Raw genomic sequence first — 25818 nt, forward strand, 5'->3', positions numbered from 1 at the left:
AAGGTGTCAGGCCTTGCTCTTCTTGTGGGGCCCGAGTTCGCCGCTCGCGGTCATGCGTTCGGCGCGGTCCAGCGCAGCTTCCAGCACCTCGATGGTGTTGGTGCCGGCGCGCAAGCGCTGCGATTCATGGCGCATCAGTTCGGCCGACTCTTCGCCCGCGAGCTGCTGCAGCTGCGACATCAATTCGCGCCGACGCCGCACCAGCGTCACCACCGGCGATTCACGCGGTCGGCGCAGGCGCATCACGAGCACCGCGACGAACAGCACGCCCAGGGCCATGGCGATCCATGCCCAAGCCGGAAACCACGGTAGCCAATCTGCCAAATCGTTGCCCTCGTTGCACGCCGCCCGGTCGTCGGACGGCAGCATCAGTCTAGGGGTGGGGTGCGGACGCGCGAGTCGGGCATTCGGGATGAAAGGGCATCGGCGTTGTCCGACGCGCTGCCCCGACCTGCTCATGGGGGCGGCCGCGCAACGATAATCCGTCGATGCGAATCCGCTTTACCAAGATGCAGGGTGCCGGCAACGACTTCGTCGTGCTCGACGAGACCGGTGCGCCGCTGGGCCTGTCGGCCGCGCAGTACCAGTTTCTGGCCGACCGTCATTTCGGCGTCGGCGCCGACCAGATCCTCACGGTGAGGCCTTCGCCGGCTGCGGGCATCGACTTCCAATACGTGATCCATAACGCCGACGGCGGTGAGGTCGAGCAATGCGGCAACGGCGCCCGATGCTTCCTGCGCTTCGTGCGCGAGCACGGCCTGACCACCAAGGACGCGGTGCGCGTGCAGACACTGTCGGGCGTCATCGAGCCGCGCATGGGCGACGACGGCCGCGTCACGGTCGACATGGGCGCGCCCATCTTCGAGCCGGCACGCGTGCCCTTCGACGCCGCCGGCCTCGATCCGCAGCCCGATGGCGGCTGGGAGACCTGGCACCTGGCGCTGTCGACCAAGGCCGAAAACGCGATCGTGCCCTTCGCCGTGCTGTCGATGGGCAACCCGCATGCGGTCCAGATCGTCGACGATGTCGAGACCGCACGGGTGGCCGAGCAGGGCCCGCTGATCGAACACCACCCGCGCTTTCCGCAGCGGGTCAACGCCGGCTTCCTGCAGATCGTCGACCGCACGCATGTGCGCCTGCGCGTGTACGAGCGCGGCGCCGGCGAGACGCTGGCCTGCGGCACTGGCGCCTGCGCCGCGGTGGTGGCGGGCATCCGCCTGGGCCATCTCGACGCCCGCGTCGACGTCGAGACGCGCGGCGGCATCCTCACCATCGAATGGCACGGGGTGGGCCAGCCCGTGCGCATGACCGGCCCCGCCATCACCGTCTTCGAAGGCGAGATCGACATTCCGGACGAACTGTGACTCGCCCCCAGGCTTCGCGCACTTCGTGTCGCTTCGCCCACCCCCGACCGGGGGCACGACCTGCGGCCCGGCAAAGCCGGTTCCGCGGTCGTCCTGGAAAAGTCGGCCTGCCCCGTTTTGAACTGCCTTGGATTTCCAGATGACCTCTATCCACAACGCTGCCATGAACCCGATCACCGAGGACGACATCGCCGATTACCTGGCGAACACGCCCGACTTCTTCGAGCGCCATGCGCAGCTGCTGGCGCAGGTGCAACTGACCAGCCCGCACGGCAACCGCGCGGTGAGCTTGCAGGAACGCCAGGCCGAGATGCTGCGCGAGAAGATCAAGGCGCTGGAACACCGCGTGATGGACATGGTGCGCCATGGCACCGAAAACGTGGTGACCGCCGACCGGCTGCAGCGCTGGACGCGCGGCCTGCTCACCGCGCGCGACCCGCGCGGGCTGCCGCTGCAGATGGCCAGCGAGCTGCAGTCGCTCTTCATGGTGCCGCAGATCGCCATCAAGGTCTGGGACTGCGATTCGGTCTACGGCAACGAGCCCTACGCCCAATGGGTCAGCGACGACGTCAAGGCCTTCGCCACCTCGCTGACCACGCCCTACTGTGGCCTGAACGCCGGGCTGGAAGCCACCGCCTGGCTGGACGACGCGCGGGCGGCGGTGTCGATCGCGCTGATCCCGCTGCGCGCGGAGCCCACGGCGCCGGCCTTCGGTCTGCTGGTGCTGGCGTCGCCCGATGCGCAGCGCTTCAACCCCGACATGGGCACCGACTTCCTCGAGCGCATCGCCGACCTCGCGTCGGCTGCGCTGTCGCGCCTGCGCCCTTGAGGCGGCGTCTTCCCCGCTGGACGCGGCCCGTGCTGGCCGCGTTCTTCATTCTGTTGCTCGGCTATGCGGTCATCTGGGCCACCATCGGCTGGCGTGCGCGCGACCTGCTCGCCCATCCGCCGACGCGGCCGGCCGAGGTGGCACTGGTGCTCGGCAACCGCGCCTGGCTGCGCGGCAAGCCGAACCCCTGCTTGACGGGGCGCGTCGATGCCGGCGTGGCCTTGGTGCAGGGCGGCACGGCGCGGCGGCTGCTGATGTCGGGCGGTGTGGACCGAGAAGACGGCCGCGTCGAAGCCGAGGTGATGGAGAACCACGCGCGCCAGATCGGCCATGCCGGCGCGATCGAACGCGAACCCGTGTCTTCGTCCACGCGCGAGAACCTCGCGATGTCGCGCACGCTGCTGCAGGCTGCGGGCGTGCGCAGCGTGGTCGTCGTGTCGGAGCCCTACCATCTGTGGCGTGTGCAGCGTCTCGCCGAGGCCAGCGGCTTCGCACGCGAATTCGACGTTCAGTACGCCGCTGCGCCGAGTTCCTGCTGGCGCAACTGGGGCATGCTGTTCAAGGGCGCGTTGCGCGAGCCGCTGGCCATCATCAACAATGCCGTCCATGGCCACCTCTGAGGATCCGGGCGCCGCCGAGGCGCTGATCGAGCGCTACCTCGAGCACGCGCGCGTCGAGCGCCGGCTGGCCGAGCGCACCCTCGACATCTATGCCGAGCACCTGCAGGCGCTGGCCGCGAAGATGGCCGAAGCGCGCCTGCCGGTCGACCGCGTCAGCGCCGCCCATGTGCGCCGCTGGATGGCGCAGATGCACAGCGCCGGGCGCGAGCCGCGCGGCATCGCGCTGGTGCTGTCGTGCTGGCGCAGCTTCTACCGCTGGCTCGGGCAGCAGCGGCTGGTGCCCTTCAACCCGGTGCAGGACGTGCGCGCGCCGAAGGCGGCACGTCCGCTGCCCAAGGCGCTGGCGGTCGACGACGCGGTGCAGCTGGCCGAGCTGCACGACCCCAACGCGGACCCGTGGACCGAGGCACGCGACCGTGCCATCGTCGAGCTGCTGTACGGCTGCGGCCTGCGTGTGAGCGAGCTGGTCGGGCTCGACGTGCACGCCAGCAAGGACGCGCGCGGCTGGGTCGACCTGGACGCCGGCGAGGCGCAGGTGCTGGGCAAGGGCAGCAAGCGGCGCAGCGTGCCCGTCGGCGGCAAGGCGGCGGAAGCCTTGCGCGCCTGGCTGGCGTTGCGCGACCGTTGTACCGCATTGCCGGCCGCGACGTCGCGCGACCCGGCTGCTGCGGCGGCGCTCTTCATCGGCCGCACGGGCACCCGCTTCTCGGCGCAGTCGGTGTGGCAGCGGGTCAAGGTGCGCAGCCTGAAGGCCGGCCTGCCCGCGGCGGTGCATCCGCACATGCTGCGCCATTCCTTCGCCAGCCATGTGCTGCAGTCGAGCAGCGACCTGCGCGCGGTGCAGGAACTGCTCGGGCACGCCAACATCACGACCACCCAGGTCTACACCCGGCTGGATTTCCAGCATCTCGCCAAGGCCTACGATGCGGCGCATCCACGGGCCAAGGCCAAAGACGACAACGAATGAAAACGCTCCGCCTCAAGCCCGGCAAGGAAAAATCGCTGCAGCGCCGCCACCCGTGGGTGTTCGAATCCGCCATCGCACGCGGCGGCGCCGACCCCGGTGAAACGGTGCGCGTCGAATCGCACGACGGCCAGTTCCTCGCGTGGGCGGCGTTCAGCCCGAGTTCGCAGATCCGCGCACGCGCCTGGAGCTTCGTCGAGACGCAGCGCATCGACGCGGCGTTCTTGACATCGCTGTGCGCCCGCGCCGTCAGCGCTCGCCGCTTCTTCGATCTGCAGAGCGACGGCATTCGCCTCGTGCACGGCGAGGCCGACGGGCTGCCGGGGCTGATCGTCGACCGCTATGGCGACACCTTGGTCGCGCAGTTCGGTTCCGCCGGCGTCGAGCGCTGGAAGGACGTGCTGGCCGATGCGTTGTTGGCCGCCACGGGTTTGACCAAGCTCTACGAGCGCTCCGATGCGAGCGGCCGCGAGCGGGAAGGGCTCAAACCCGTCACCGGCTGGCTGCGCGGGGACGGCGTCACCGAGCAGGCGATTCGCGAGCACGACTGGCGCCTGTCGCTCGACATCGCGACCGGCCACAAGACCGGCTTCTACCTCGACCAGCGCGACAGCCGGCAGCGCTTCGCCGAGATCGCGAAGCACCGGCCCTTTCGCCGCGTGCTCAACTGCTTCTGCTACACGGGCGGCTTCACCGTCGCGGCGCTGGCCGGGCTGAAGGCGGCCGGTGCGGTCGAGGGTGCCGAGCTGACGTCGATCGACTCGTCGCTGCCGGCGTTGGAGCGGGCTCGCGCCAACCTGGCGCTCAACGGCTTCGAGGGCGCCAACGCGCAGTTCGTCGATGCCGACGTGAACGCCTCGCTGCGCCGCTTCATCGAGGAAGGCCGCCGCTTCGACGCCATCGTGCTCGACCCGCCCAAGTTCGCGCCCACCGTGGCGCATGCCGAGCGCGCCGCGCGGGCCTACAAGGACATCAACCGGCTGGCGCTGAAGCTGCTCGAACCGGGTGGCGTGCTGCTGACCTTCTCGTGCTCGGGTGGCATCAGCGCCGACCTGTTCCACAAGATCGTGGCGGGGGCCGGCCTCGATGCGGGCGTGGACGGTTACATCAGCGAACGCCTGGGTGCCGCGCCCGACCACCCGATGACCATCGAGTTCCCCGAAGGGGAGTACTTGAAAGGCCTCGTGGTGGTGCGCAAGTAGCCTTTGACCTTGCCGCGGCGCCTGACCCGCCGCGTCGCTAAACTTTCCGCCTTTCCCGTTCTCGGAGTCCCGCTATGGCCCTCATTCCCGCCACCATCCTCACCGGCTTTCTCGGCTCCGGCAAGACCACGCTGCTCAAGCGCATCCTCTCCGAGGCGCACGGCCAGAAGATCGCCGTGATCGAGAACGAGTTCGGCGAAGAGAACATCGACAGCGACATCCTGGTGACCGAGTCGAAGGAGCAGATCGTGCAGATGAGTAACGGCTGCGTCTGCTGCACCATCCGCGAAGACCTGCGGGAAGCCCTGCAGCTGCTGGCTGCCAAGAAGCGCCAGGGCCTGCTCGACTTCGACCGCGTGGTGATCGAGACCACCGGTCTGGCCGACCCCGGCCCGGTGGCGCAGACCTTCTTCATGGACGACGAGATCGCCGAGAGCTACCTGCTCGACTCCATCCTGACGCTGGTCGACGCCAAGCATGCGCCGCAGCAGCTCAACGACCGCCAGGAGGCGCGCCGCCAGGTCGGCTTCGCCGACCAGATCTTCATCAGCAAGAGCGAACTGGTCTCCGAAGCCGAAACCGAGGCGCTGATCCACCGCTTGAAGCACATGAACCCGCGTGCGCCGCAGCAGAAGGCGCATTTCGGCGACGTGCCGCTGAAGGACATCTTCGACCTGCGCGGCTTCAACCTGAACGCCAAGCTGGACATCGACCCGGACTTCCTGAAGGAAGAGACCGAGCCGCACGACCATGACCACGCGCATGGCGAGCATTGCGACCATCCTTCGCATGCGCACGACCAGGAGGGCGGCCATCACCACCATCATGACGACGACGTCAAGAGCTTCGTCTACAAGGCCGACCGCGCCTTCGACCCGGCCAAGCTGGAGGACTTCCTCGGGGCCGTCGTCAACATCTACGGCCCGAAGATGCTGCGCTACAAGGGCGTGCTGAACATGAAGGGCACCGACCGCAAGGTGATCTTCCAGGGCGTGCACCAGCTGATGGGCAGCGACCTGGGCCCGGAATGGGGTGCGGACGAAGCCCGCCAGAGCAGGATGGTGTTCATCGGCATCGAGCTGCCGCGCGACATCCTGGAGCAGGGACTGGAGCAGTGCCTGGTCTGACCACCGGAACGCCCGTTGTGGCGTATCGGCACGGCGAGCCGGCGCGAAAGGCCCGGCGCCTTCATATCTATATACAATCGCGCGCCTGTTCCGCAGCCGCCCCGGGTCTTCAGAAGGCCCGGGTGTGACTTCCGGCATAGGAGGGCGTGCGTTCCTGGCGTGCTTTCAAGGGTATAACCCCGAGGGCTCGCCACCGGTGGGCACCTGACAGTGTGGGTCGTGGGGTCGAAGAACCGCACGGCTTTCAGGGGGAGAGCCAGTGAAAGCGCATTCGAGTTCGTCGAAGGAGCCAGCCACCGTGAAGAAACCTGCCGCGAAGGCCAAACCTGTCTTGAAGCCGGTCGTCCCGAAGACGCCGGCGGCCAAGTCGGCAACGTCGTCGGCGAAAAAGGCTTCCACCCCGTCGGCTCCAGCCAAGAAAGTCAGCGTGGCGCCGGCAAAGACCGTCCGCGCCGTGAAAGCCGCTCCGCCCGCCCCGGCCCGCAAGGCTGTGGCGAAAAAAAGCACACCGAAGGCAGCCCCCGTGGCTGCCGCGTCGTCCAAACCCATCGGCCGCAGTGCCGAACCACCTGCTCCTTCGCTCCCCATGAAAAAAACGGCTGCCGCCTCCACTTCCGCCCCGGCGACAACTCCCGTCACCTCGATCCCCGCCGCGCCCGCTCCGGCCGCCCGCGGGGGCCGCGTGTCGCGCCTGTCGCAATTGACCGTGCCCTCGATGGCGCAGTCGGTCGCCTCGACGGCGGCCAAGTCCAGCTTCACGCAGATCGTTTCGACCGCGCTGGTGCCGCCGCCGCCGCTGGCCGTCAAGAAAGACCCGAAGCTCGCGAACAACTGGAAGACCAAGTCCGCCGAGGAGCTGACCGATCAAGAAGTGATCGCCATGCCCGACAGCGAGTACATGAACGACAAGCAGATGGCCTTCTTTCGCCTGAAGCTGATCGAGCTCAAGCGCGGCATCCTCGAGAACGCCGGCGAAACCACCGAGCATCTGCGCGAAGACACCGTGGTGGTGCCCGACCCGGCCGACCGCGCCACCATCGAGGAAGAGCATGCGCTGGAACTGCGCACGCGCGACCGCGAGCGCAAGCTGCTCAAGAAGATCGAGCAGTCGATCCAGCGCATCGACGCCGGCGACTACGGCTACTGCGACGAGACCGGCGAGCCGATCGGCGTCGGCCGCCTGCTGGCCCGCCCGACCGCCACGCTGTCGCTCGAGGCGCAGCAACGCCGCGAACTCAAGCAGAAGATGTTCGGAGACTAGACGGCGGCCGCCCCGCCTCCTGCGACATGACCTCCCCATCGATGCCCTGAGTTCCTCACCCCAGCATGTCCAAGGAAGAACCGTCCGGCCGTCTGCTTTCGAAAGTGGCGAAGTTCGTTCGCAACCCGCTGAAGGACTGGGCCGAACTGGACGCACAGGATTCGGCCGCGAGCGAGAACGGCTACAGCCGCGAGATGCTCAAGGAGATGATCGAGCGGCGCCAGCGCAACGATTTCGTGCGCCGCCGGGAGTTCGACATGCTGCGCAAGCTGCGCCAGCGGGAAGCAGCCGGCGCCCGTGACCCGGGGCAACCGTCCTCGCTGAACATCAGCAGCACCTCGGGCAAGACCGAAGGACGCGCCCTCACGCTCAAGAAGATCGACGAGATCGAGGCGCAGATGTCCAAGCAGTGGTGGAAGGGCTCGCCGGCCACGACCCCCACCGACGACGAACCGTCGATCAACCCCGAGGTCCTCGCGGCTCAGCGGGCCCGGGCCTATGCCGACACGGCACCCCAGGCCGCCGACAGCACCGTGCCGGCGGTCGCCGAGGCGCCGGCCAGCGCCGCCGCTGCGAGCAGTGCAGCGGCGCCGCTGCTGGTGTATGACAGCGCGCTCGACGAGGCCGCGATCCGCTTTGCGCATGGCGACGATGCCGGCGCCGAGTCGATCCTGTTGCAGAGCCTGCTGTCCGACGCGACCCAGAACGACCACAACGACATCTGGCTGGCGCTGCTGGACCTGTACCGCGCCATCGGCGACGCCGAGAAGTTCGTGGCGGCGAGCACCCGGTATGCCCAGCGCATGAAGCGCAATGGCCCCGAGTGGGTGTCGTTGCGGGCGCTGGCGCGCGGGGTGCAGACCAGCGTCGCGGCCACCGGCCAGCATGCGGCCGACTGGCGCAGCCCGGCACAGCTCAGCCGGGAGGGCCTGGTCGAACTCACGCGTGCGCTGGGCAGCGCGGGGTCGGTGTGGACGCTCGACTGGCGCCTGCTCGGCGGCATCGACCTGGCCGCGGCCGGGCCGCTGAAGTCGCTCTTCGCGCACTGGTCGGCATCGCCGGTCGACGTGCGCTTCGTCGGCGCCGGGCGTCTGCTGGCGGTGCTCGAGAAGGCCACGCCCGTCAACGAGCGCCACACCGATGAAGCCTGGTGGCAATTGCGCATGGCTGCGCTGCGGCTCATGCACGAAGTCGACCTCTTCGAGCTGGTCGCGCTCAACTACTGCATCACCTACGAAGTCTCGCCGCCGCCCTGGGAAGAGCCCCAGGGCCGCTATGCCGGCGTGGAGTCGGCAGGGACGAGCCGGCCGGCCGGGCTGTCCATGGGCCTGAGCATCGACGGGGATGCGCAGGCGTCGTCGATGGGTTCACCCGAGATCCTGGGCGCGACACTGGCCGGTGATCTGAGCGGCGAGTCGGAGTCGACCTGGCGCCGCCTCGATGCCGAGATCGCCGATGCCGAAATGACCGACCCGACGGCGCCGGCCACCATTCACTGCACGGCCCTCGTGCGCCTGGACCTGGCCGCGGCCGGCACGCTGCTGCACTGGGTGACCGAGCGCGACGCCAACGGCCAGCGCGTGCAGTTCGTCAATGCGCACCGCCTGATCGCCGCCTTCTTCAAGGTGGTGGGCATCGCGGACCACGCGCTGGTGCGGGTGCGCGACGACTAGCAACAACGCGCGCAACGCGCCGTTACCGGTGGTGCGGACCTGGGCTCCCTTGCATTGAGAGGCGACATCCCCAGATGGCTTCGATGGAACAGTTTCACGGAACCACGATCATCAGCGTGCGCCGCAAGACCCCCGGAGGCGACCAGGTCGCCATCGGCGGGGACGGGCAGGTCACACTCGGCAACATCGTCATCAAGGGCACGGCGCGCAAGGTGCGCCGGCTGTACCACGGCAAGGTACTGGCCGGCTTCGCCGGTGCCACGGCCGATGCCTTCACGCTCTTCGAGCGCTTCGAGGCCAAGCTCGAGAAGCACCAGGGGCACCTGACCCGCGCCGCGGTCGAGCTCACCAAGGACTGGCGCACCGACCGCGTGCTGCGCAAGCTCGAGGCCATGCTGGCCGTGGCCGATGCCACCACCTCGCTCATCATCACCGGCAACGGCGACGTGCTCGAACCGGAAGACGGCGTGATCGCCATCGGTTCGGGCGGTGCCTACGCGCAGTCGGCCGCCAAGGCGCTCATCGAGAACACCGACCTCTCGGCCGAGCAGATCGTGCGCAAGTCGCTCGGCATCGCTGGCGAAATCTGCATCTACACGAACATGAACCACACGGTGGAAGCGCTCTGACCATGTCCATGACCCCCCAGGAAATCGTCTCGGAGCTCGACAACCACATCGTGGGCCAGCCGGCGGCCAAGCGCGCGGTGGCCATTGCCCTGCGCAACCGCTGGCGCCGCCAGCAGGTCGAGGAGCCGCTGCGCCACGAGATCACGCCCAAGAACATCCTCATGATCGGCCCCACGGGCGTCGGCAAGACCGAAATCGCCCGTCGCCTGGCCCGCCTGGCCGATGCGCCCTTCATCAAGGTCGAGGCGACCAAGTTCACCGAGGTCGGCTACGTCGGCAAGGACGTGGACGCGATCATCCGCGACCTGGCCGAGATCGCCGTCAAGCAGACGCGCGAGAAGGAAAGCGCCAAGTTCCGCATGCGGGCGGAAGACGCGGCCGAGGAGCGCGTCCTCGATGCCTTGCTGCCCCCGGCCCGGCTGGCCGACGGCACTGCATCGGACACCCAGAACGCCACGCGCCAGGCCTTCCGCAAGAAGCTGCGCGAAGGCGCGCTCGACGACAAGGAGATCGAGCTGGACCTGGCCGAAACCCGTGCGCCGATGGAGATCATGGGCCCCGCGGGCATGGAGGAGATGACCGAGCAGCTGCGCGGCATGTTCGGCCAGATGGGCGCCGGCAAGCGCAAGACGCGCAAGCTCAAGATCGCCGAGGCGATGCGCCTGGTGATCGACGAAGAGGCCGGCAAGCTGGTCAACGAAGACGACATCCGCGCGCTGGCGATCCGCAATGCCGAGGAGAACGGCATCGTCTTCATCGACGAGATCGACAAGGTTGCGACCCGCAGTGAGGCCCAGGGCTCGGACATCTCGCGCCAGGGCGTGCAGCGCGACCTGCTGCCGCTGGTCGAGGGCACGGCGGTCACCACCAAGTACGGCGTGGTGCGTACCGACCACATCCTGTTCATCGCGAGCGGGGCGTTCCATCTGAGCAAGCCGAGCGACCTGATTCCCGAGCTGCAGGGGCGCTTTCCGATCCGCGTCGAGCTGCAGTCGCTGTCGATCGCCGACTTCGAGGCGATCCTGATGCAGACGCGCGCTTCGCTGGTCAAGCAGTACCAGGCGCTGCTGGCGACCGAAGGCGTCACGCTCGATTTCACGCCCGACGGCATCACCCGTCTGGCCGGCATCGCCTTCGAGGTGAACGAGCGCACCGAGAACATCGGCGCGCGCCGGCTGTCCACGGTGATGGAGCGCCTGCTCGACGAGGTGAGCTTCGACGCCGCACGCCTCGGCGGGCGGGCGATCCGCATCGATGCAGCCTATGTGGACGAGCGGCTCGCGGCACTAAGTCACGACGAAGATCTTTCCCGTTTCATCCTCTGACGCGCGAGGCGTCACAGCACTTGGCTTCACGCAGAACATTCACTGCGTGAGCTAAGTGCTTCATTTGCAACGAAATTCGCGGTTTTCGAGGGTTCGAAAACTGCGCTAAGTCGTTGATTCCATTACAAAAAATAGACAACGGCCGTTGTTGTCGTACCTTGGTTTCCTGCTACAGTGCAAAAAAGTGCAGTTAAGTGGGAAAAAGTGTCGGATGTTGCCTCGTCGAGGTGCGCGACCGCTCCCACCACAAGGGTTCCGTGGCCGTGTTTCAAGGCGCTTCATCGCTGAGTCTGGATGCGAAGGGTCGGCTGTCCGTGCCGACCCGGCATCGTGACGTGCTGGCCGCAACGGCCGGCGGTCAACTCACGATCACGCGCCATCCCCACGGCTGCCTGATGATTTTCCCGCGCCCCGCGTGGGAGCAGTTCCGCGAGCGCATCGCGTCGATGCCGCTGAAGGACCAGTGGCTCAAGCGCCTGTTCCTCGGCAACGCGATGGATGTCGACATGGACGGCACCGGCCGCATCCTGGTGTCGCCGGAACTGCGTGCCGCCGCGAACATCGCGCGCGACACGCTGCTGCTCGGCATGGGCAGCCACTTCGAGCTCTGGGACAAGGCCACGCACGACGCCAAGGAAGCCGAAGCGATCCAGGCCGGCCTGCAGTCCGAAGCGCTCCAGGACCTCGCCTTTTGACGAGCGCCGCCTTGGACACGTCCTTCACCCACACCACTGTCCTGCGCGAGGAGGCGGTCGATGCGCTGCTCGCCGACCGGCCGCAGCCGCTCGTCGGCACCTACGTCGATGCGACCTTCGGACGGGGTGGCCACAGCCGGTTGCTGCTCGACAGGCTGGCGCCGGAGGCCCGCCTCATCGCGTTCGACAAGGACGCGGAAGCGGTGGCCGAAGCAGCGCGCATCACCGATGCGCGTTTTTCCATCCGGCACCAGGGCTTCAAGGACCTGGGGGAGTTGCCGCCGGGCAGCGTGACGGGGCTCCTGATGGACCTCGGCATCAGCTCTCCGCAGATCGACAACCCCGCACGGGGTTTTTCTTTTCGTTTCGACGGCCCGCTCGACATGCGCATGGACACCACGCGCGGCGAGAGCGTGGCCGAGTGGCTGGCAACGGCCGAAATTCAGCAGATTGCAGAGGTGATCCGTGACTATGGCGAAGAACGGTTTGCTGTTCAGATTGCAAAGGCGATTGATGCTCGCCGACAAGAACGGGGCCCAATTTCAACCACCACCGAGCTGGCCGAGCTCGTGGCTGGCACGGTCAAAACCCGCGAGCAGGGCCAGAACCCTGCAACGCGCACATTTCAGGCTCTTCGGATTTTCATCAACGCCGAGCTTGAAGAGCTGCAACAGGCGCTAGACGCCAGCCTCGCGGTGCTGCAGCCGGGTGGTCGGTTGGCGGTGATCGCCTTCCACTCGCTGGAAGACCGCATCGTCAAACAGTTCATTGCGACGCACTCGAAAGAGGTCTACGACCGCCGCGCGCCCTTCGCTGCGCCGAAGGTGATGAAGCTGCGCGCCCTGGGCCGCATCCGCCCGTCCGACGCCGAGGTGGCCGGCAACCCGCGCGCCCGAAGCGCGATCCTGCGTGTGGCCGAGAGGACCGACGCATGACGCGCCTGAACGTCCTGCTGCTGATCGCCGTGATGGCCACGGCGATGTTCCTCGTGCACACGCAATACCGCTCGCGCCTGCTTTACACCGAGCTCGATCGTGCCAACACCGAGGCACGCCGGCTCGAGGTCGACGGCGATCGCCTGCAGGTCGAGAAGCGCGCCCAGGCGACGCCGCTGCGGGTCGAGAAGCTGGCCAAGGAGCAGCTCAAGATGCGCACCACCACGCCGGCCATCACGCAGTACGTGCGGCCCGACGGCACGGTGATTCCGCCGATCCCGGCGCCGGCGGCCTCTGCGCCGGCCAAACCAGGCACATCGGGCACAGCGCGGAGGACCGGTTGATGGTCCGCCGCAGCCGCAGCGTGCAGTACACGACCAGCCCCTTGCTCGCGAGCAAGACGCCGGTCTGGCGCAGCAAGTTCATCGTCGCCGCGATCGCGATGGGTTTCGTGGTGCTGGCCGCCCGCGCGGCCTACGTGCAGGTGATCGACAACGCGTTTTTCCAGCGCCAGGGCGAGGTGCGCTTCGCGCGCACGCTGGAGCTGCCGGCCAACCGGGGCCGCATCCTCGACCGCAACGGCCTGCTGCTGGCGTCGAGCGTGGTGGCGCCCAGCATCTGGGCCATTCCCGAGGACATCGAGCGCAACGACCCGGATGTGAAGGGCAAGCTCAAGCAGGTCGCCAAGCTGCTGGGCATGGCGCAGAAGGACTTCGACAAGAAGCTGGAGGACGAGGACAAGACCTTCGTCTGGATCCAGCGCCAGGTCGACGCCCCCATCGCCAAGCAGATTGCCGACCTGAACATCAAGGGCATCTACCAGCGCAAGGAATACAAGCGCCAGTACCCCGAGGGCGAGGCCGCGGCGCACGTGGTGGGCTTCACCAACGTGGAAGACCACGGCCAGGAAGGCATCGAACTCGCCTTCGACAAGGACCTGGCCGGCAAGGCCGGTTCGCGCCGCGTCATCAAGGACCGCCTGGGCCGCGTGGTTGAAGGCGTCGGCGAGACGGTGCCGCCGGTCGATGGCAAGGACATCCAGCTGTCGGTCGACAGCAAGGTGCAGTTCTTTGCCTACCAGAAGCTGCGCGACGCGGTCATCGCGCGCCGTGCCAAGGCCGGCAGCGTGGTGGTGCTCGACAGCACGACCGGCGAGATCCTTGCGCTCGCGAACTACCCGAGCTACGTACCCGACAAGCGCCAGAACCTCACCGGCGAGCAGTTGCGCAACCGCGCGCTCACCGACACCTTCGAGCCCGGCTCGACGATGAAGCCGATCACCGTGGCGATGGCGCTCGAGGCCGGCCGCGTGAAGCCGTCGACGCTCATCGACACCGGCCCCGGCCGCTTCCAGATCGGCGGCTTCACCATCAGCGACACGCACAACTACGGCACGCTGACGGTCGAGGGCGTGATCCAGAAGTCGAGCAACGTCGGCGCGCTCAAGATCGCCCAGAAGATGACGCCGCACGAGATGTGGGACACCTACACCGCACTCGGCTACGGCCAGAAGCCGCAGGTGCAGTTCCCCGGCGCCGTCACCGGCCGCCTGCGCCCCTGGAAGAACTGGAAGCCGGTCGAGCAGGCCACCATGGCCTACGGCTACGGCCTGTCGGCCTCGCTGTTTCAAATGGCGCATTCGTACACAGCCTTCGCGCACGACGGCAGCATCATCCCGGTGACGATGCTCAAGAGTGCCGATGCGGCGGTCGGTGTGCGCGTGTTCTCGGCCGAGAACGCCCATGCGGTCCGCAAGATGCTGCAGATGGCCGCCGGCCCCGGCGGCACCGGCCAGCTCGCGCAGACCGTGGGCTACTCGGTGGGCGGCAAGTCCGGCACCGCGCACAAGCAGGTCGGCAAGGGCTACGCCAGCAACAAGTACCGCGCCTGGTTCACCGGCATGGCACCGATCGAGAAGCCGCGCATCATCGTCGGCGTGATGATCGACGAACCGAGCGACGGCCAGTATTTCGGCGGCCTGGCCGCTGCGCCGGTCTTCAGCGAAGTCGTGCAGCAGACGCTGCGCATGATGAACGTGGCGCCCGACCTCGCAGTCAAACCGCTGGTCATCACGCAAGGCGTGGACGAGAGTTTTTGAAATGATGAACCATCCCCGATGCGCCTTCGGCGCCTCCCCCTCGAGGGGGCGATACCAGCGGCCCGGCAAAGCCGGTTCCGCGGTATCCCTGGACATTGGCCGTCGCTCTATCTGACATGGTCGACCAACACTTCTCCTCCCCGAACGAAGCCGCCTGGTGGCTGCGCTCCTGCGTGGGTGGCGACCTGCACGCCGACAGCCGGCAGGTCGGCGACGGCGATGGCTTCATCGCCTGGCCAGGCGCCGCGACCGACGGGCGCGCGCACGTGGCGTCCGCGCTGGCGCAGGGCGCCTCGGTGTGCCTGGTCGAGCGAGAGGGCGTCGAGGCCTTCGGCTTCGACGAACGCCAGCCGATCGCCGCTTTCGCCGGCCTGAAGGCCGCCACCGGGCCGATCGCCGCGTCGTTCTATGGCCAGCCGTCGAGCCAGATCCCGCTCATCGCCGTGACCGGCACCAACGGCAAGACCTCGACCGCCTGGTGGCTGGCCGAAGCCCTGTCGAAGCGCCCGGGCACCGGTCCGTGCGCACTGATCGGCACGCTCGGCATCGGCACGCCGCCCGAACTGCGCTACACCGGCCTCACCACGCCGGACCCCGTGATGCTGCAGCGCGAACTGCGCAGCTTCGTCCGGCAGGGCTTTGGCGCCTGCGCCATCGAGGCCTCGTCGATCGGCATCGCCGAACGCCGGCTCGACGGCTGCGAGATCCGCGTCGCGGTCTTCACCAATTTCACGCAGGACCACCTCGACTACCACGGCAGCATGGACGCCTACTGGGAAGCCAAGGCCGAGCTGTTCCGCTGGCCCGGCCTTGCCGCGGCGGTGGTCAACATCGACGACCTGCATGGCGCGACGCTGGTCAAGAACCTCATCGACAGCGGCGTCGGCACGCTCGACGTCTGGACGCTGTCGGCCGGCGGCGGCGCCGCGCGCCTGATGGCGCAGGACATCCGCTACGACGCCGAGGGCCTGCGCTTCGACGTGGTCGAGCAGGGCGCTGGCACTCAGACGCTGTCGACCCAACTCATCGGCCAGTACAACGTGGCCAACCTGCTCGGCGTGATCGGCGCGCTGCGCGCCCTCGGGATGACCTTGGCCGATGCGGTCGATGCCTGCCGCGACCTGCAGAGCGTGCCGGGCCGCATGGAGCGCGTGGCGTTGCCGGGCCAGCCGCTGGCGGTGGTTGACTACGCCCACACGCCGGACGCGCTCGACAAGGCGCTGGCCGGCCTGCGCCCGCTGGCCGCGCAGCGCGGCGGCGCGCTGTGGTGCGTGTTCGGCTGCGGTGGCGACCGCGACGCGACCAAGCGGCCGCTGATGGCGGCCGTTGCCGAGACGCAGGCCGACCGTGTGGTGATCACCAGCGACAACCCGCGCAGCGAGAAGCCGGCCGCGATCATCGGCCAGATCCTGCTCGGGCTGTCGAACCCCGATGCCGCGCAGGTCGAGCCCGACCGCGCACGCGCCATCGCCGAGACCCTGGCCCAGGCGGCGCCCGCCGATGTGGTGCTGATCGCCGGCAAGGGCCACGAGGCCTGGCAGGAAGTGGCCGGCGTGCGCACCGAATTTGCAGATCGCATCCACGCGCTCGACGCGTTGCAACGCAGGAGTGCTGAATGAGCGCGCAGGTGCCCATGATGACCCTCGGCCAGGCGCTCGCCTGGGTGCCGGGTGCGCGTCTGGTCGGCGATGCCGAAACACCGCTCGTGCGGGTGCACACCGACACCCGCAGCCTGCAGCCGGGCGACCTGTTCGTGGCGCTGCGCGGCGAGCGCTTCGATGCCAACGATTTCCTGGCCGACGCACGCGCGAAGGGCGCGGTCGCGGCCATCGCGCACGGCGGCCTCGAGGTGGCGGGCCTGCCGGGCCTCGAAGTGCCCGACACGCTGGCGGCGCTCGGCGCGCTGGCCGCGGGCTGGCGGGCGCAGTTCGACCTGCCGCTGGTGGCCGTCACCGGCAGCAACGGCAAGACCACGGTCACGCAGATGGTCGCGACCATCCTCCATGCCGCGTGGGGCGACCGGTCGCTGGCGACCGTCGGCAACTTCAACAACGAGATCGGCCTGCCGCTCACGCTGCTGCGGTTGCGCGCGCACCACCAGCTGGCGGTGGTCGAGCTCGGCATGAACCACCCCGGCGAGATCGCGCGACTCGCGACCATCGCGCGGCCGACCATCGCGCTGGTCAACAACGCCCAGCGCGAGCACCAGGAATTCATGGCAACGGTCGAGGCCGTGGCCCGCGAGAACGGCAGCGTCTTCGCGGCCCTGCCGGAAACCGGCACGGCCGTGTTCCCCTTCGGCGATGCCTTCACGCCACTGTGGAATGAGATCGCCCACGAAGGCGCGACCCGCCGCTGCCTCAGCTTCGGCGATCACCCCGATGCCGACATCTCCCTGGCGCGGGCCGAATGGCGTCGCGGCATCTGGGCGATCGAGGTGCGCACGCCGCTCGGCCCGCTGCAGACCACGCTGGCCATCGCCGGCCATCACAACGTGATCAACGCGCTGGCGGCCACCGCCTGCGCGCTGTGCAGTGGCGTGTCGATCGAGAAGATCGCCGAGGGCCTGGCAGCGTTCGAGCCGGTCAAGGGCCGCTCGAAGGCGAGCGCCATCGCGCTGCCGGCGGGCCGCACGCTGACGCTGGTCGACGACACCTACAACGCGAATCCCGATTCGGTGCGCGCCGCCATCGACGTGCTCGCCGCCTTGCCCGGCCCGCGCCTGCTGGTGCTGGGCGACATGGGCGAAGTCGGCAACCAGGCCGAGGGCTTCCACGCCGAGGTGGGCGAGTGGGCGCGCGACCGCGGCGTCGAGATGCTGTTCGCGCTCGGCGACGAGACGGTGCACAGCGTGGCCGCGTTCGCCGACCAGCGGGTGCGCCGTCAGGGGCGTCACTTCACCGAGGTCGACGCGCTCAACGCGGCCGTGCTCGAACAACTGCCCGAGCTCGCCAGCGTGCTGGTCAAGGGTTCGCGCTTCATGCGGATGGAGCGGGTGGTGCAGGCCATCGCCTCTGCCGCCGTCCGTACCACGACAACAGACAACCATAACGACAAGGAGGCCGGTCATGCTGCATGAACCGCGCACACCCGCATGCTGATGAGTCTGGCCCAGTGGCTGCAAACGCTCTCGCCCGAGTTCGGGTTCCTGCGCGTCTTCCAGTACCTCACCTTCCGCGCGCTGATGGCTGCGACCACGGCGCTGCTGATCGGCCTGGCCGTCGGCCCGTACGCGATCCGCCGGCTGACCGCGCTCAAGATCGGCCAGCCGGTGCGCGGCTATGGCATGGAAACGCATCTGACCAAGAGCGGCACGCCCACCATGGGCGGCGTGCTCGTGCTGTTCTCCATCGCCTTCGCCACCGTGCTGTGGTTCGACCTGAGCAACCGCTTCGTGTGGATCGTGCTGTGGGTGACGCTGGGCTTCGGCGCCATCGGCTGGGTCGACGACTGGCGCAAGGTGGTGCGCAAGGACCCGGAAGGCATGCGCTCGCGCGAGAAGTACTTCTGGCAGTCGGTGGTCGGCCTGCTGGCCGGCTTCTACCTGCTGTTCAGCATCTCCGAGAGCTCCAACTGGCGCGTGCTGGAACTGTTCTTCGCCTGGGTGCGCTCGGGCTTCGCGCTCGACTTCCCGCCCAAGATCAACCTGCTGGTGCCCTTCTTCAAGGAGATCAGCTACCCGCTCGGCGGCATCGGCTTCGTCATCCTGACCTACCTGGTGATCGTGGGGTCGAGCAACGCGGTGAACCTCACCGACGGCCTGGACGGTCTGGCGATCATGCCGGTGGTGATGGTCGGTTCGGCGCTGGGCGTCTTCGCCTACGTCACCGGCAGCTCGGTCTATTCGAAGTACCTGCTGTTTCCGCACATTCCCGGCTCGGGCGAGCTGCTGGTGTTCTGCTCGGCCATGGCCGGCGCGGGCCTGGCCTTCCTGTGGTTCAACACGCACCCGGCGCAGGTCTTCATGGGCGACGTCGGCGCGCTGGCGCTGGGCGGCGCGCTCGGCACCATCGCGGTCATCGTGCGCCAGGAGATCGTGTTCTTCGTCATGGGCGGCATCTTCGTGGTCGAGGCGATCTCGGTGATGGCGCAGGTGATGTACTTCAAGTACACCAAGAAGCGCTTCGGCGAGGGTCGGCGCATCCTCAAGATGGCGCCGCTGCACCACCACTTCGAGAAGAGCGGCTGGCGCGAGACGCAGGTCGTGGTGCGCTTCTGGATCATCACGATGCTGCTGTGCCTCGTGGGGCTGTCGACGCTCAAGCTCCGGTGATCACGTGAAGCACCTGCACGACCTCCCTGTCCTCGTCCTCGGCCTCGGTGCGTCCGGCCTGGCGATGGCGCGCTGGTGTGCGCGGCACGGTGCACAGGTGACGGTGGCCGACACGCGCGACACGCCGCCCGCGCTGGCCACGCTGCAGTCCGAGTGGCCCGGCGTGCGCTTCGTCGGCGGGCCGCTGACCGCTGCCCTGGTGGAAGGCACGTCGATCCGCGCCGTCTACCGTTCGCCCGGCCTGACGCCGGCGACGATCGCGCCGGTGGTCGACGCAGCGCGCGCCATCGGCCTGCCGGTCGGAAGCGAGCTCGATCTGTTCGCGCAGGCGCTGCGCGATCTGAAGACGGTGGCGCTGCCGGAGGCGCCGGTGGCGGAGCCTGTCGCTGCCGCCGAGGACGCCGACAGCGCCGAAGCTGCGCCCCGCGCGCTGGCCGAGGACATGCCACGCGACGCACAGGCGAGCGTGCCGGCGCCCGTGGAAGCGCCCATGGAAGCGCCCGCCGACGACGTGCCGCCCGCCACGGACGAGGTGGCCGATCCCATCGCCGAGCCTGCGGAGCCCGCGCCCGCTGCCATCCCTGCGGCCCCTCGTCCCCCGCTGCCCACGCCCGGCACGCCCTATGTGGCCACAGCGGCCAAGGACGCGGCCGAGTTCGTGGTCCGCATCGCCGAACTGTCGGCGACCAACCCGGCGTCGGCCATCGTCGAGGAAGAGTCTCCCCAGCTTCCGCTGGTGCCGCATGCCGAGCCCGAGCCGCCCAAGGGCTATGCGCCGGCGGTGCTCGCCATCACCGGCACCAACGGCAAGACCACCGTCACCGCGCTGACCGGCCTCTTGGTCGAGCGCGCCGGCAAGACCGTGGCGGTCGCCGGCAACATCGGCCCGACGCTGCTCGACACGCTGGCCGCGCACCTCGATGCCGACACGCTGCCCGACGTGTGGGTGCTGGAACTCTCCAGCTTCCAGCTCGACGGCGTGCAGGCCTTCGAACCCACCGCCGCCGCGGTGCTCAACCTGACGCAGGACCACCTCGACTGGCACGGCGACATGGGCGCGTATGCCGCCGCCAAGGCGCGCATCTTCGGCCAGCAGGGCCTGATGATCCTGAACCGCGACGACGCGGGCGTCATGCAGATGAGCGCCGCCGGGCCGCCCCAAGGCGCGAAAGCCCCCTCGGGGGGCAGCGAGGACACGTCAGTGCCGAGCGTGGGGGCACGCCGCCCGCCGCCGGTTCGCGTGAAGCTGCAGCGCCCGCAGATCCGCACGCACATCACCTTCGGCGCCGGCCTGCCGCTGCGCCCGACCGACTTCGGCATCGAACGCGTCAACGGCATGGCCTGGCTGGTGCGCGCGCTGGAGGCCGACGAAACGATCAAGCGCAAGCGCGGTGCTGCGGCGCAAGAGGAAGAGATCTTCCTGCAGCGCTTGATGCCAGCCGACGCGCTGCGCATCCGCGGCCAGCACAACGCGCTCAATGCCCTGGCCGCCCTGGCGCTGGCCAGCGCGGCCGGCTGCCCGTTGGGTCCGATGCTCTACGGCCTGCGTGAGTACCACGGCGAGCCGCACCGCGTCGAATCGGTGGCCATCGTCGACCAGGTCGAGTTCTTCGACGACAGCAAGGGCACCAACGTCGGTGCCACCGTCGCTGCGCTCCATGGCCTGGGCGCCGAGCGGCGCATCGTCGCCATCCTCGGCGGCGACGGCAAGGGCCAGGACTTCGAGCCGCTGGCCGCACCGGTGCGCCAGGTGGCGCGCGCGGTGGTGCTGATCGGGCGCGATGCGCCGGTGATCGAGGCTGCGCTGGCCTCGACCGGCGTCACGCTCGTGCATGCCGCGTCGATGGACGAAGCGGTGCAGCTTGCCGCGAAGCGCGCCCACCCCGGTGACGCCGTGCTGCTGTCGCCGGCCTGCGCCAGCTTCGACATGTTCAAGGACTACGCACACCGCGCGCAGGTCTTCTGCGATGCGGTGCAGGCCCTGGCCGACGCGCCGTCGTCGATGCACGAAGAGGACGCCTCATGAGCGACACGGCCGCCGCCACCCCGAACACCGCACCGAGCCGCTTCGGCGGCTGGTTCCGCCGTGCCGCCAAGAGCGGCATGGACGCGCTGCCGATGCACCTGCCGGTGCACCTCGGCGGCGGCAGCGTGTCGCAGACCAAGGCCGCGCCGATGCGCGTGCTGGGCTTCGACCAGTCGTTGCTGTGGGTCACGCTGGCGCTGCTGGCGTGGGGCATGGTGATGGTCTATTCGGCCTCCATCGCGCTGCCGGACAACCCGCGCTTCGCGCGCGCCGGCTACGGGCCGATGTTCTTCCTGCTGCGCCACGTGCTGTTCATCTCCATCGCCTTCGTCGCCGCGCTGCTGGCCTTCCAGATCCCGATGCAGACCTGGGAGCGCGTGGCGCCGTGGATCTTCGTGGTGTCGCTGCTGCTGCTGGTGCTGGTGCTCATCCCGCACGTGGGCCGCGTGGTCAACGGCGCGCGCCGCTGGCTGCCGCTGGGCATCATGAACTTCCAGCCCTCCGAGCTCGCCAAGCTCGCGATGGTGCTCTACGCCGCCAGCTACATGGTGCGCAAGATGGAGATCAAGGAACGTTTCTTCCGTGCGGTGCTGCCGATGGGCATCGCCGTGGTGGTGGTCGGCATGCTGCTGCTGGCCGAGCCCGACATGGGCGCCTTCATGGTGATCGCGATCATCGCGATGGGCATCCTGTTCCTCGGCGGCGTGAACGCGCGCATGTTCTTCGTCATCGCCGCGCTGGTGGTGGCGGCCTTCGCGCTGATCGTGATGACCAGCGAATGGCGGCGCGAGCGGATCTTCGCCTACCTCGATCCGTTCAGCGAAGCGCACGCGCTCGGAAAGGGCTACCAGCTGTCGCACGCACTCATCGCCATCGGCCGGGGCGAGATCTTCGGCGTGGGCCTGGGCGGCAGCGTCGAGAAGCTGCACTGGCTGCCCGAGGCGCACACCGACTTTTTGCTGGCCGTGCTGGGCGAGGAATTCGGCCTGGTCGGCCTGCTGCTCATCATCGGCATGTTCCTGTGGCTCACGCGCCGCATCATGCACATCGGCCGCCAGGCGATCGCGCTCGACCGCGTGTTCTCCGGTCTGGTGGCGCAGGGCATCGGCATCTGGATCGGCTTCCAGTCCTTCATCAACATGGGCGTGAACCTGGGTGCGCTGCCGACCAAGGGCCTCGGCTTGCCACTGATGAGCTTCGGCGGTTCGGCCATGCTGATGCAACTGATCGCGTTGTCGATCGTGCTGCGGGTCGACTACGAGAACCGCGTCCTGATGCGCGGAGGTCGCGTATGACCAGGACGGCCCTCGTCATGGCGGGCGGCACCGGAGGCCACATTTTCCCCGGCCTGGCCGTGGCCGAGGCGCTGCGCGACCGCGGCTGGGCGGTGCACTGGCTGGGCGCACCCGGCGGCATGGAGCAGCAGCTGGTGCCGCCGCGCGGCTTCGCCTTCGAGCCGGTGCAGTTCGGTGGCCTGCGCGGCAAGGGGCCGCTCACGCTGCTGATGCTGCCCGCGCGCCTGCTGCGCGCCTTCGCGCAGAGCATCGGCGTGTTGCGCCGGGTACGGCCCGACGTGGTCATCGGGCTCGGTGGCTACATCACCTTTCCCGGTGGCCTGATGAGCGTGCTGCTCGGCAAGCCGCTGGTGCTGCACGAGCAGAACTCGGTGGCCGGGCTGGCCAACAAGGTGCTCGCGAGCGTGGCGAACCGCGTGTTCACGGCCTTCCCGAACGTGCTGAAGAACGCGCAGTGGGTGGGCAACCCCTTGCGCGAAGCCTTCGTGTCGCAGGCCGATCCGGTCACGCGCTTCACCGGCCGCAGTGGTCCGCTGAAGCTGTTGGTGGTCGGCGGCAGCCTGGGCGCGAAGGCGCTCAACAGCATCGTGCCCAAGGCCCTGGCGCGGATCGCGCCGGCACAGCGGCCGATCGTGATGCACCAGAGCGGCGCCAAGCAGATCGACGACCTGCGCGCCAACTACGTGGCCGCCGGCGTCGAGGCCGAGCTCACGCCCTTCATCGACGACACCGCCACCGCCTACGCGACCGCCGACCTGATCGTCGCGCGCGCCGGTGCCAGCACCGTCACCGAAATCGCAGCCGTCGGCGCCGCAGCGCTGTTCGTGCCTTTCCCTTCCGCGGTCGACGACCACCAGACCACCAATGCGCGCTTCCTCGTGGACGCGGGTGGCGGCTGGCTGGTGCAGCAGACCGAACTCACGCCTGAATTGTTGGCCGACTTGCTCCAGAAACTCGAACGAACCACGCTGGTGGACAAGGCCGTGAAGGCCAAGACGATGCAGAAGACCGAAGCGGTCAGCGCCGTGGTGCTGGCCTGCGAAGAGCTGGCTGCGAAGAAGCGCGGGGGCGTTGCATGAAGCATGCGATCCGCCACATCCACTTTGTCGGCATCGGCGGCGCCGGCATGAGCGGCATCGCCGAGGTGCTGCTCAACCTCGGCTACCGCATCTCGGGTTCCGACCTGTCGGACAGCGTCACGCTGCGGCGCCTGGCCGGCCTGGGCATCGCCACGCACGTGGGTCATGCCGCGGCGAACATCGCGGGTGCCGACGCCGTGGTCACGTCGACCGCGGTGCAGGCCGACAACCCCGAGGTGATCGCCGCGCGCGAGAAGAAGATTCCCGTGGTGCCGCGCGCCCTGATGCTGGCCGAGCTGATGCGCCTGAAGCAGGGTATCGCCATCGCCGGCACGCATGGAAAGACGACGACGACCAGCCTGGTGGCCAGCGTGCTGGCCGCGGCCGGGCTCGACCCGACCTTCGTGATCGGCGGGCGCCTGAACAGCGCCGGCGCCAACGCGCAGCTCGGCAGCGGCGACTACATCGTGGTGGAGGCCGACGAGTCCGACGCGTCCTTCCTGAACCTGCTGCCGGTGATGGCGGTGGTCACGAACATCGATGCCGACCACATGGAGACCTACGGGCACGACTTCGGCAACCTGAAGAAGGCCTTCGTCGACTTCCTGCACCGCATGCCCTTCTACGGCGTGGCGATCCTGTGCACCGACGATGCCGCGGTGCGCGACATCGTGCCCGAGGTGACTTGCCCGGTGACCAGCTACGGCTTCAACGAAGACGCCCAGGTGCGCGCCGTCAACGTGCGCGCGGTCGGGGGCCAGATGCATTTCACCGCGCAGCGCCGCAACGGCATCACGCTGCCCGACCTGGACATCGTGCTGAACCTGGCCGGCGAGCACAACGTGCTGAACGCGCTGTCGGTGATCGCGGTGGCGGTCGAGCTCGGCGTGGCCGACGAGGCCGTGCAGCGCGGCCTGGCCGACTTCAAGGGCGTGGGCCGGCGCTTCCAGAGCTATGGCGACGTGCCGGTGAAGGACGGGCAGGCGACCGAGGCCTTCACCCTGATCGAAGACTACGGCCACCACCCGGTCGAGATGGCGGCCACCATCGCCGCGGCGCGCGGCGCCTTCCCGGGCCGCCGCCTGACGCTGGCCTTCCAGCCGCACCGCTACACCCGCACGCGCGACTGCTTCGAGGACTTCGTCAAGGTATTGGGCACGGCCGACGCCGTGCTGCTGGGCGAGGTCTACGCGGCCGGCGAGGCGCCGATCGTGGCGGCCGACGGCCGCTCGCTGGCGCGCGCCTTGCGCGTGGCCGGCAAGGTCGAGCCGGTGTTCGTCGACGAGATCGGCGCGATGGCGCAGGCCATCCTCGACAACGCACGCGATGGCGACGTCGTCATCTGCATGGGCGCCGGCTCCATCGGCACCGTGCCCGGCCGCGTGGTGGAACTGGGCGGCACGGCCGCATCGGCGAAACCGGGCCAGTTCACCCGCGAAGGAAGGGCGCTGTGAGCACTCCAAACATCCAGCAACTCGGCAAGGTCGCCGTGCTTTTCGGTGGCACCTCGGCCGAGCGCGAGATCTCGATCCTGTCCGGCACCGGCGTGCTGGAGGCGCTGCGCTCGCGCGGCGTCGACGCGCACGCCTTCGACCCGGCCGAGCGCGACCTGGTCGAGCTCAAGCGCGAAGGCTTCGCGCGCTGCTTCATCGCGCTGCACGGGCGCCACGGCGAAGACGGCACGGTGCAGGGCGCGCTCGAACTGCTGGGCATCCCCTACACCGGTTCCGGCGTGATGGCCTCGAGCGTGGCGATGGACAAGGTCATGACCAAGCGCATCTGGCAGGCCGACGGCCTGCCGACGCCCAAGTACGTGCGCCTGGCCGCCGACCAGCAGAGCCGCGAGCAGATCCGCGCCGTGCCCGACGTGCTCGGCCTGCCGCTGATCGTCAAGCCGCCGCGCGAAGGCTCGTCCATCGGCGTGACCAAGGTGGCCGGCTATTCGCAGATGCAGGACGCGGTGGCGCTGTCCGCCAGGTACGACGCCGACGTGCTGTGCGAGGAATTCATCGAGGGCGAGGAAGTCACCTGCGCCGTGCTCGGTCACGGGCTCGACGCGCAGGCCCTGCCGGTGGTGCGCATCGCCGCACCCGAGGGCGCCTACGACTACCAGAACAAGTACTTCACCGACGACGTGAAGTACCACTGCCCGAGCGGCCTGCCCGAGGCGGAAGAAAAGGAAATCCAGCGTCTCACGCTGGCGGCCTACCGCACGCTCGGCTGCCGCGGCTGGGGCCGCTCCGACGTGATGATCCGCGCCAGCGACCGCAAGCCCTTCCTGCTGGAGATGAACACCTCGCCCGGCATGACGACGCATTCCCTGGTGCCGATGTCGGCACGCGCCATGGGCATCGCCTACGAAGACCTGTGCGTGCGCGTGCTGGCGTCGGCTGCATTGGACTCGGAAGGCAAGGTCTGACGAC

Annotated in this window: 23 protein-coding genes; 22 read left to right on the forward strand and 1 reads right to left on the reverse strand. The window is 68.7% G+C overall.

Annotation, left to right across the window (positions count from 1 at the left end):
- Window positions 1-6 precede the first annotated feature (6 nt).
- On the reverse strand, window positions 7-369 hold the full coding sequence (locus ACSFA2_RS05190) for a hypothetical protein (protein ID WP_435454251.1): 363 nt from the start codon (window positions 367-369) through the stop codon (window positions 7-9).
- Between the two features lie 119 nt (window positions 370-488).
- On the opposite strand from ACSFA2_RS05190, the gene dapF reads away from it, so the two are divergent.
- The 22 genes from dapF to ACSFA2_RS05300 all read left to right on the forward strand — a co-directional run bounded on the left by dapF (window position 489) and on the right by ACSFA2_RS05300 (window position 25814).
- Complete coding sequence (dapF, locus tag ACSFA2_RS05195; RefSeq protein WP_435454252.1) at window positions 489-1364, forward strand: diaminopimelate epimerase; 876 nt, start codon at window positions 489-491, stop codon at window positions 1362-1364.
- Window positions 1365-1503: 139 nt separating this feature from the next.
- Window positions 1504-2193 carry a DUF484 family protein gene (locus tag ACSFA2_RS05200; protein WP_435454253.1) on the forward strand — a complete coding sequence of 230 codons (690 nt, stop codon included), beginning with the start codon at window positions 1504-1506 and terminating at the stop codon, window positions 2191-2193.
- A 29-nt stretch (window positions 2194-2222) separates the two neighbouring features.
- Window positions 2223-2813 carry a YdcF family protein gene (locus ACSFA2_RS05205; protein WP_435454254.1) on the forward strand — a complete coding sequence of 197 codons (591 nt, stop codon included), beginning with the start codon at window positions 2223-2225 and terminating at the stop codon, window positions 2811-2813.
- Complete coding sequence (locus tag ACSFA2_RS05210; RefSeq protein ID WP_435454255.1) at window positions 2800-3780, forward strand: tyrosine recombinase XerC; 981 nt, start codon at window positions 2800-2802, stop codon at window positions 3778-3780. The genes ACSFA2_RS05205 and ACSFA2_RS05210 overlap by 14 nt, the downstream gene beginning before the upstream one ends.
- Window positions 3777-4979, forward strand: coding sequence for a class I SAM-dependent rRNA methyltransferase (locus ACSFA2_RS05215; RefSeq protein ID WP_435454256.1), 1203 nt, complete (start codon window positions 3777-3779; stop codon window positions 4977-4979). The genes ACSFA2_RS05210 and ACSFA2_RS05215 overlap by 4 nt, the downstream gene beginning before the upstream one ends.
- A gap of 74 nt (window positions 4980-5053) precedes the next feature.
- Entirely contained in the window at window positions 5054-6106 is a 1053-nt protein-coding gene (locus tag ACSFA2_RS05220) for a CobW family GTP-binding protein (protein WP_435454257.1), read from the forward strand.
- A 427-nt stretch (window positions 6107-6533) separates the two neighbouring features.
- Window positions 6534-7367 (forward strand): RNA polymerase-binding protein DksA, encoded by an 834-nt coding sequence (gene dksA / locus ACSFA2_RS05225; protein WP_435454258.1) that lies wholly within the window; start codon window positions 6534-6536, stop codon window positions 7365-7367.
- Window positions 7368-7432: 65 nt separating this feature from the next.
- Entirely contained in the window at window positions 7433-9040 is a 1608-nt protein-coding gene (locus tag ACSFA2_RS05230) for an STAS domain-containing protein (RefSeq protein ID WP_435454259.1), read from the forward strand.
- Between the two features lie 83 nt (window positions 9041-9123).
- Window positions 9124-9669 carry an ATP-dependent protease subunit HslV gene (gene hslV, locus ACSFA2_RS05235; protein WP_435454260.1) on the forward strand — a complete coding sequence of 182 codons (546 nt, stop codon included), beginning with the start codon at window positions 9124-9126 and terminating at the stop codon, window positions 9667-9669.
- 2 nt (window positions 9670-9671) lie between these two features.
- Entirely contained in the window at window positions 9672-10994 is a 1323-nt protein-coding gene (hslU, locus tag ACSFA2_RS05240; RefSeq protein WP_435454261.1) for an ATP-dependent protease ATPase subunit HslU, read from the forward strand.
- Between the two features lie 263 nt (window positions 10995-11257).
- Window positions 11258-11689 (forward strand): division/cell wall cluster transcriptional repressor MraZ, encoded by a 432-nt coding sequence (mraZ, locus tag ACSFA2_RS05245; RefSeq protein ID WP_435454990.1) that lies wholly within the window; start codon window positions 11258-11260, stop codon window positions 11687-11689.
- A gap of 11 nt (window positions 11690-11700) precedes the next feature.
- Window positions 11701-12624 carry a 16S rRNA (cytosine(1402)-N(4))-methyltransferase RsmH gene (rsmH, locus tag ACSFA2_RS05250; protein ID WP_435454262.1) on the forward strand — a complete coding sequence of 308 codons (924 nt, stop codon included), beginning with the start codon at window positions 11701-11703 and terminating at the stop codon, window positions 12622-12624.
- Window positions 12621-12968: a cell division protein FtsL gene (ftsL, locus tag ACSFA2_RS05255; protein WP_262077498.1), complete on the forward strand. Its 348-nt coding sequence runs from the start codon at window positions 12621-12623 to the stop codon at window positions 12966-12968. The genes rsmH and ftsL overlap by 4 nt, the downstream gene beginning before the upstream one ends.
- Window positions 12968-14722, forward strand: a complete 1755-nt coding sequence (locus ACSFA2_RS05260) for a peptidoglycan D,D-transpeptidase FtsI family protein (protein WP_435454263.1) — start codon at window positions 12968-12970, stop codon at window positions 14720-14722. The genes ftsL and ACSFA2_RS05260 overlap by 1 nt, the downstream gene beginning before the upstream one ends.
- Window positions 14723-14838: 116 nt before the next feature.
- Window positions 14839-16341, forward strand: a complete 1503-nt coding sequence (locus ACSFA2_RS05265) for a UDP-N-acetylmuramoyl-L-alanyl-D-glutamate--2,6-diaminopimelate ligase (protein ID WP_435454264.1) — start codon at window positions 14839-14841, stop codon at window positions 16339-16341.
- On the forward strand, window positions 16338-17801 hold the full coding sequence (locus tag ACSFA2_RS05270; protein WP_435454265.1) for a UDP-N-acetylmuramoyl-tripeptide--D-alanyl-D-alanine ligase: 1464 nt from the start codon (window positions 16338-16340) through the stop codon (window positions 17799-17801). Before ACSFA2_RS05265 ends, ACSFA2_RS05270 begins: the two co-directional genes overlap by 4 nt.
- Before the next feature lie 15 nt (window positions 17802-17816).
- Window positions 17817-18995, forward strand: coding sequence for a phospho-N-acetylmuramoyl-pentapeptide-transferase (gene mraY / locus ACSFA2_RS05275; RefSeq protein ID WP_435454266.1), 1179 nt, complete (start codon window positions 17817-17819; stop codon window positions 18993-18995).
- Between the two features lie 4 nt (window positions 18996-18999).
- Entirely contained in the window at window positions 19000-21021 is a 2022-nt protein-coding gene (locus ACSFA2_RS05280) for a Mur ligase family protein (protein ID WP_435454267.1), read from the forward strand.
- Complete coding sequence (ftsW, locus tag ACSFA2_RS05285; RefSeq protein ID WP_435454268.1) at window positions 21018-22316, forward strand: putative lipid II flippase FtsW; 1299 nt, start codon at window positions 21018-21020, stop codon at window positions 22314-22316. The genes ACSFA2_RS05280 and ftsW overlap by 4 nt, the downstream gene beginning before the upstream one ends.
- Entirely contained in the window at window positions 22313-23395 is a 1083-nt protein-coding gene (gene murG / locus ACSFA2_RS05290; protein WP_435454269.1) for an undecaprenyldiphospho-muramoylpentapeptide beta-N-acetylglucosaminyltransferase, read from the forward strand. Before ftsW ends, murG begins: the two co-directional genes overlap by 4 nt.
- Complete coding sequence (gene murC, locus ACSFA2_RS05295) at window positions 23392-24849, forward strand: UDP-N-acetylmuramate--L-alanine ligase (protein ID WP_435454270.1); 1458 nt, start codon at window positions 23392-23394, stop codon at window positions 24847-24849. The genes murG and murC overlap by 4 nt, the downstream gene beginning before the upstream one ends.
- Window positions 24846-25814, forward strand: coding sequence for a D-alanine--D-alanine ligase (locus ACSFA2_RS05300; protein WP_435454271.1), 969 nt, complete (start codon window positions 24846-24848; stop codon window positions 25812-25814). Before murC ends, ACSFA2_RS05300 begins: the two co-directional genes overlap by 4 nt.
- The last annotated feature ends 4 nt before the right edge of the window (window positions 25815-25818 follow it).

It is taken from the genome of Variovorax cryoconiti (assembly GCF_051216395.1).
GTDB lineage: Bacteria > Pseudomonadota > Gammaproteobacteria > Burkholderiales > Burkholderiaceae_C > Variovorax.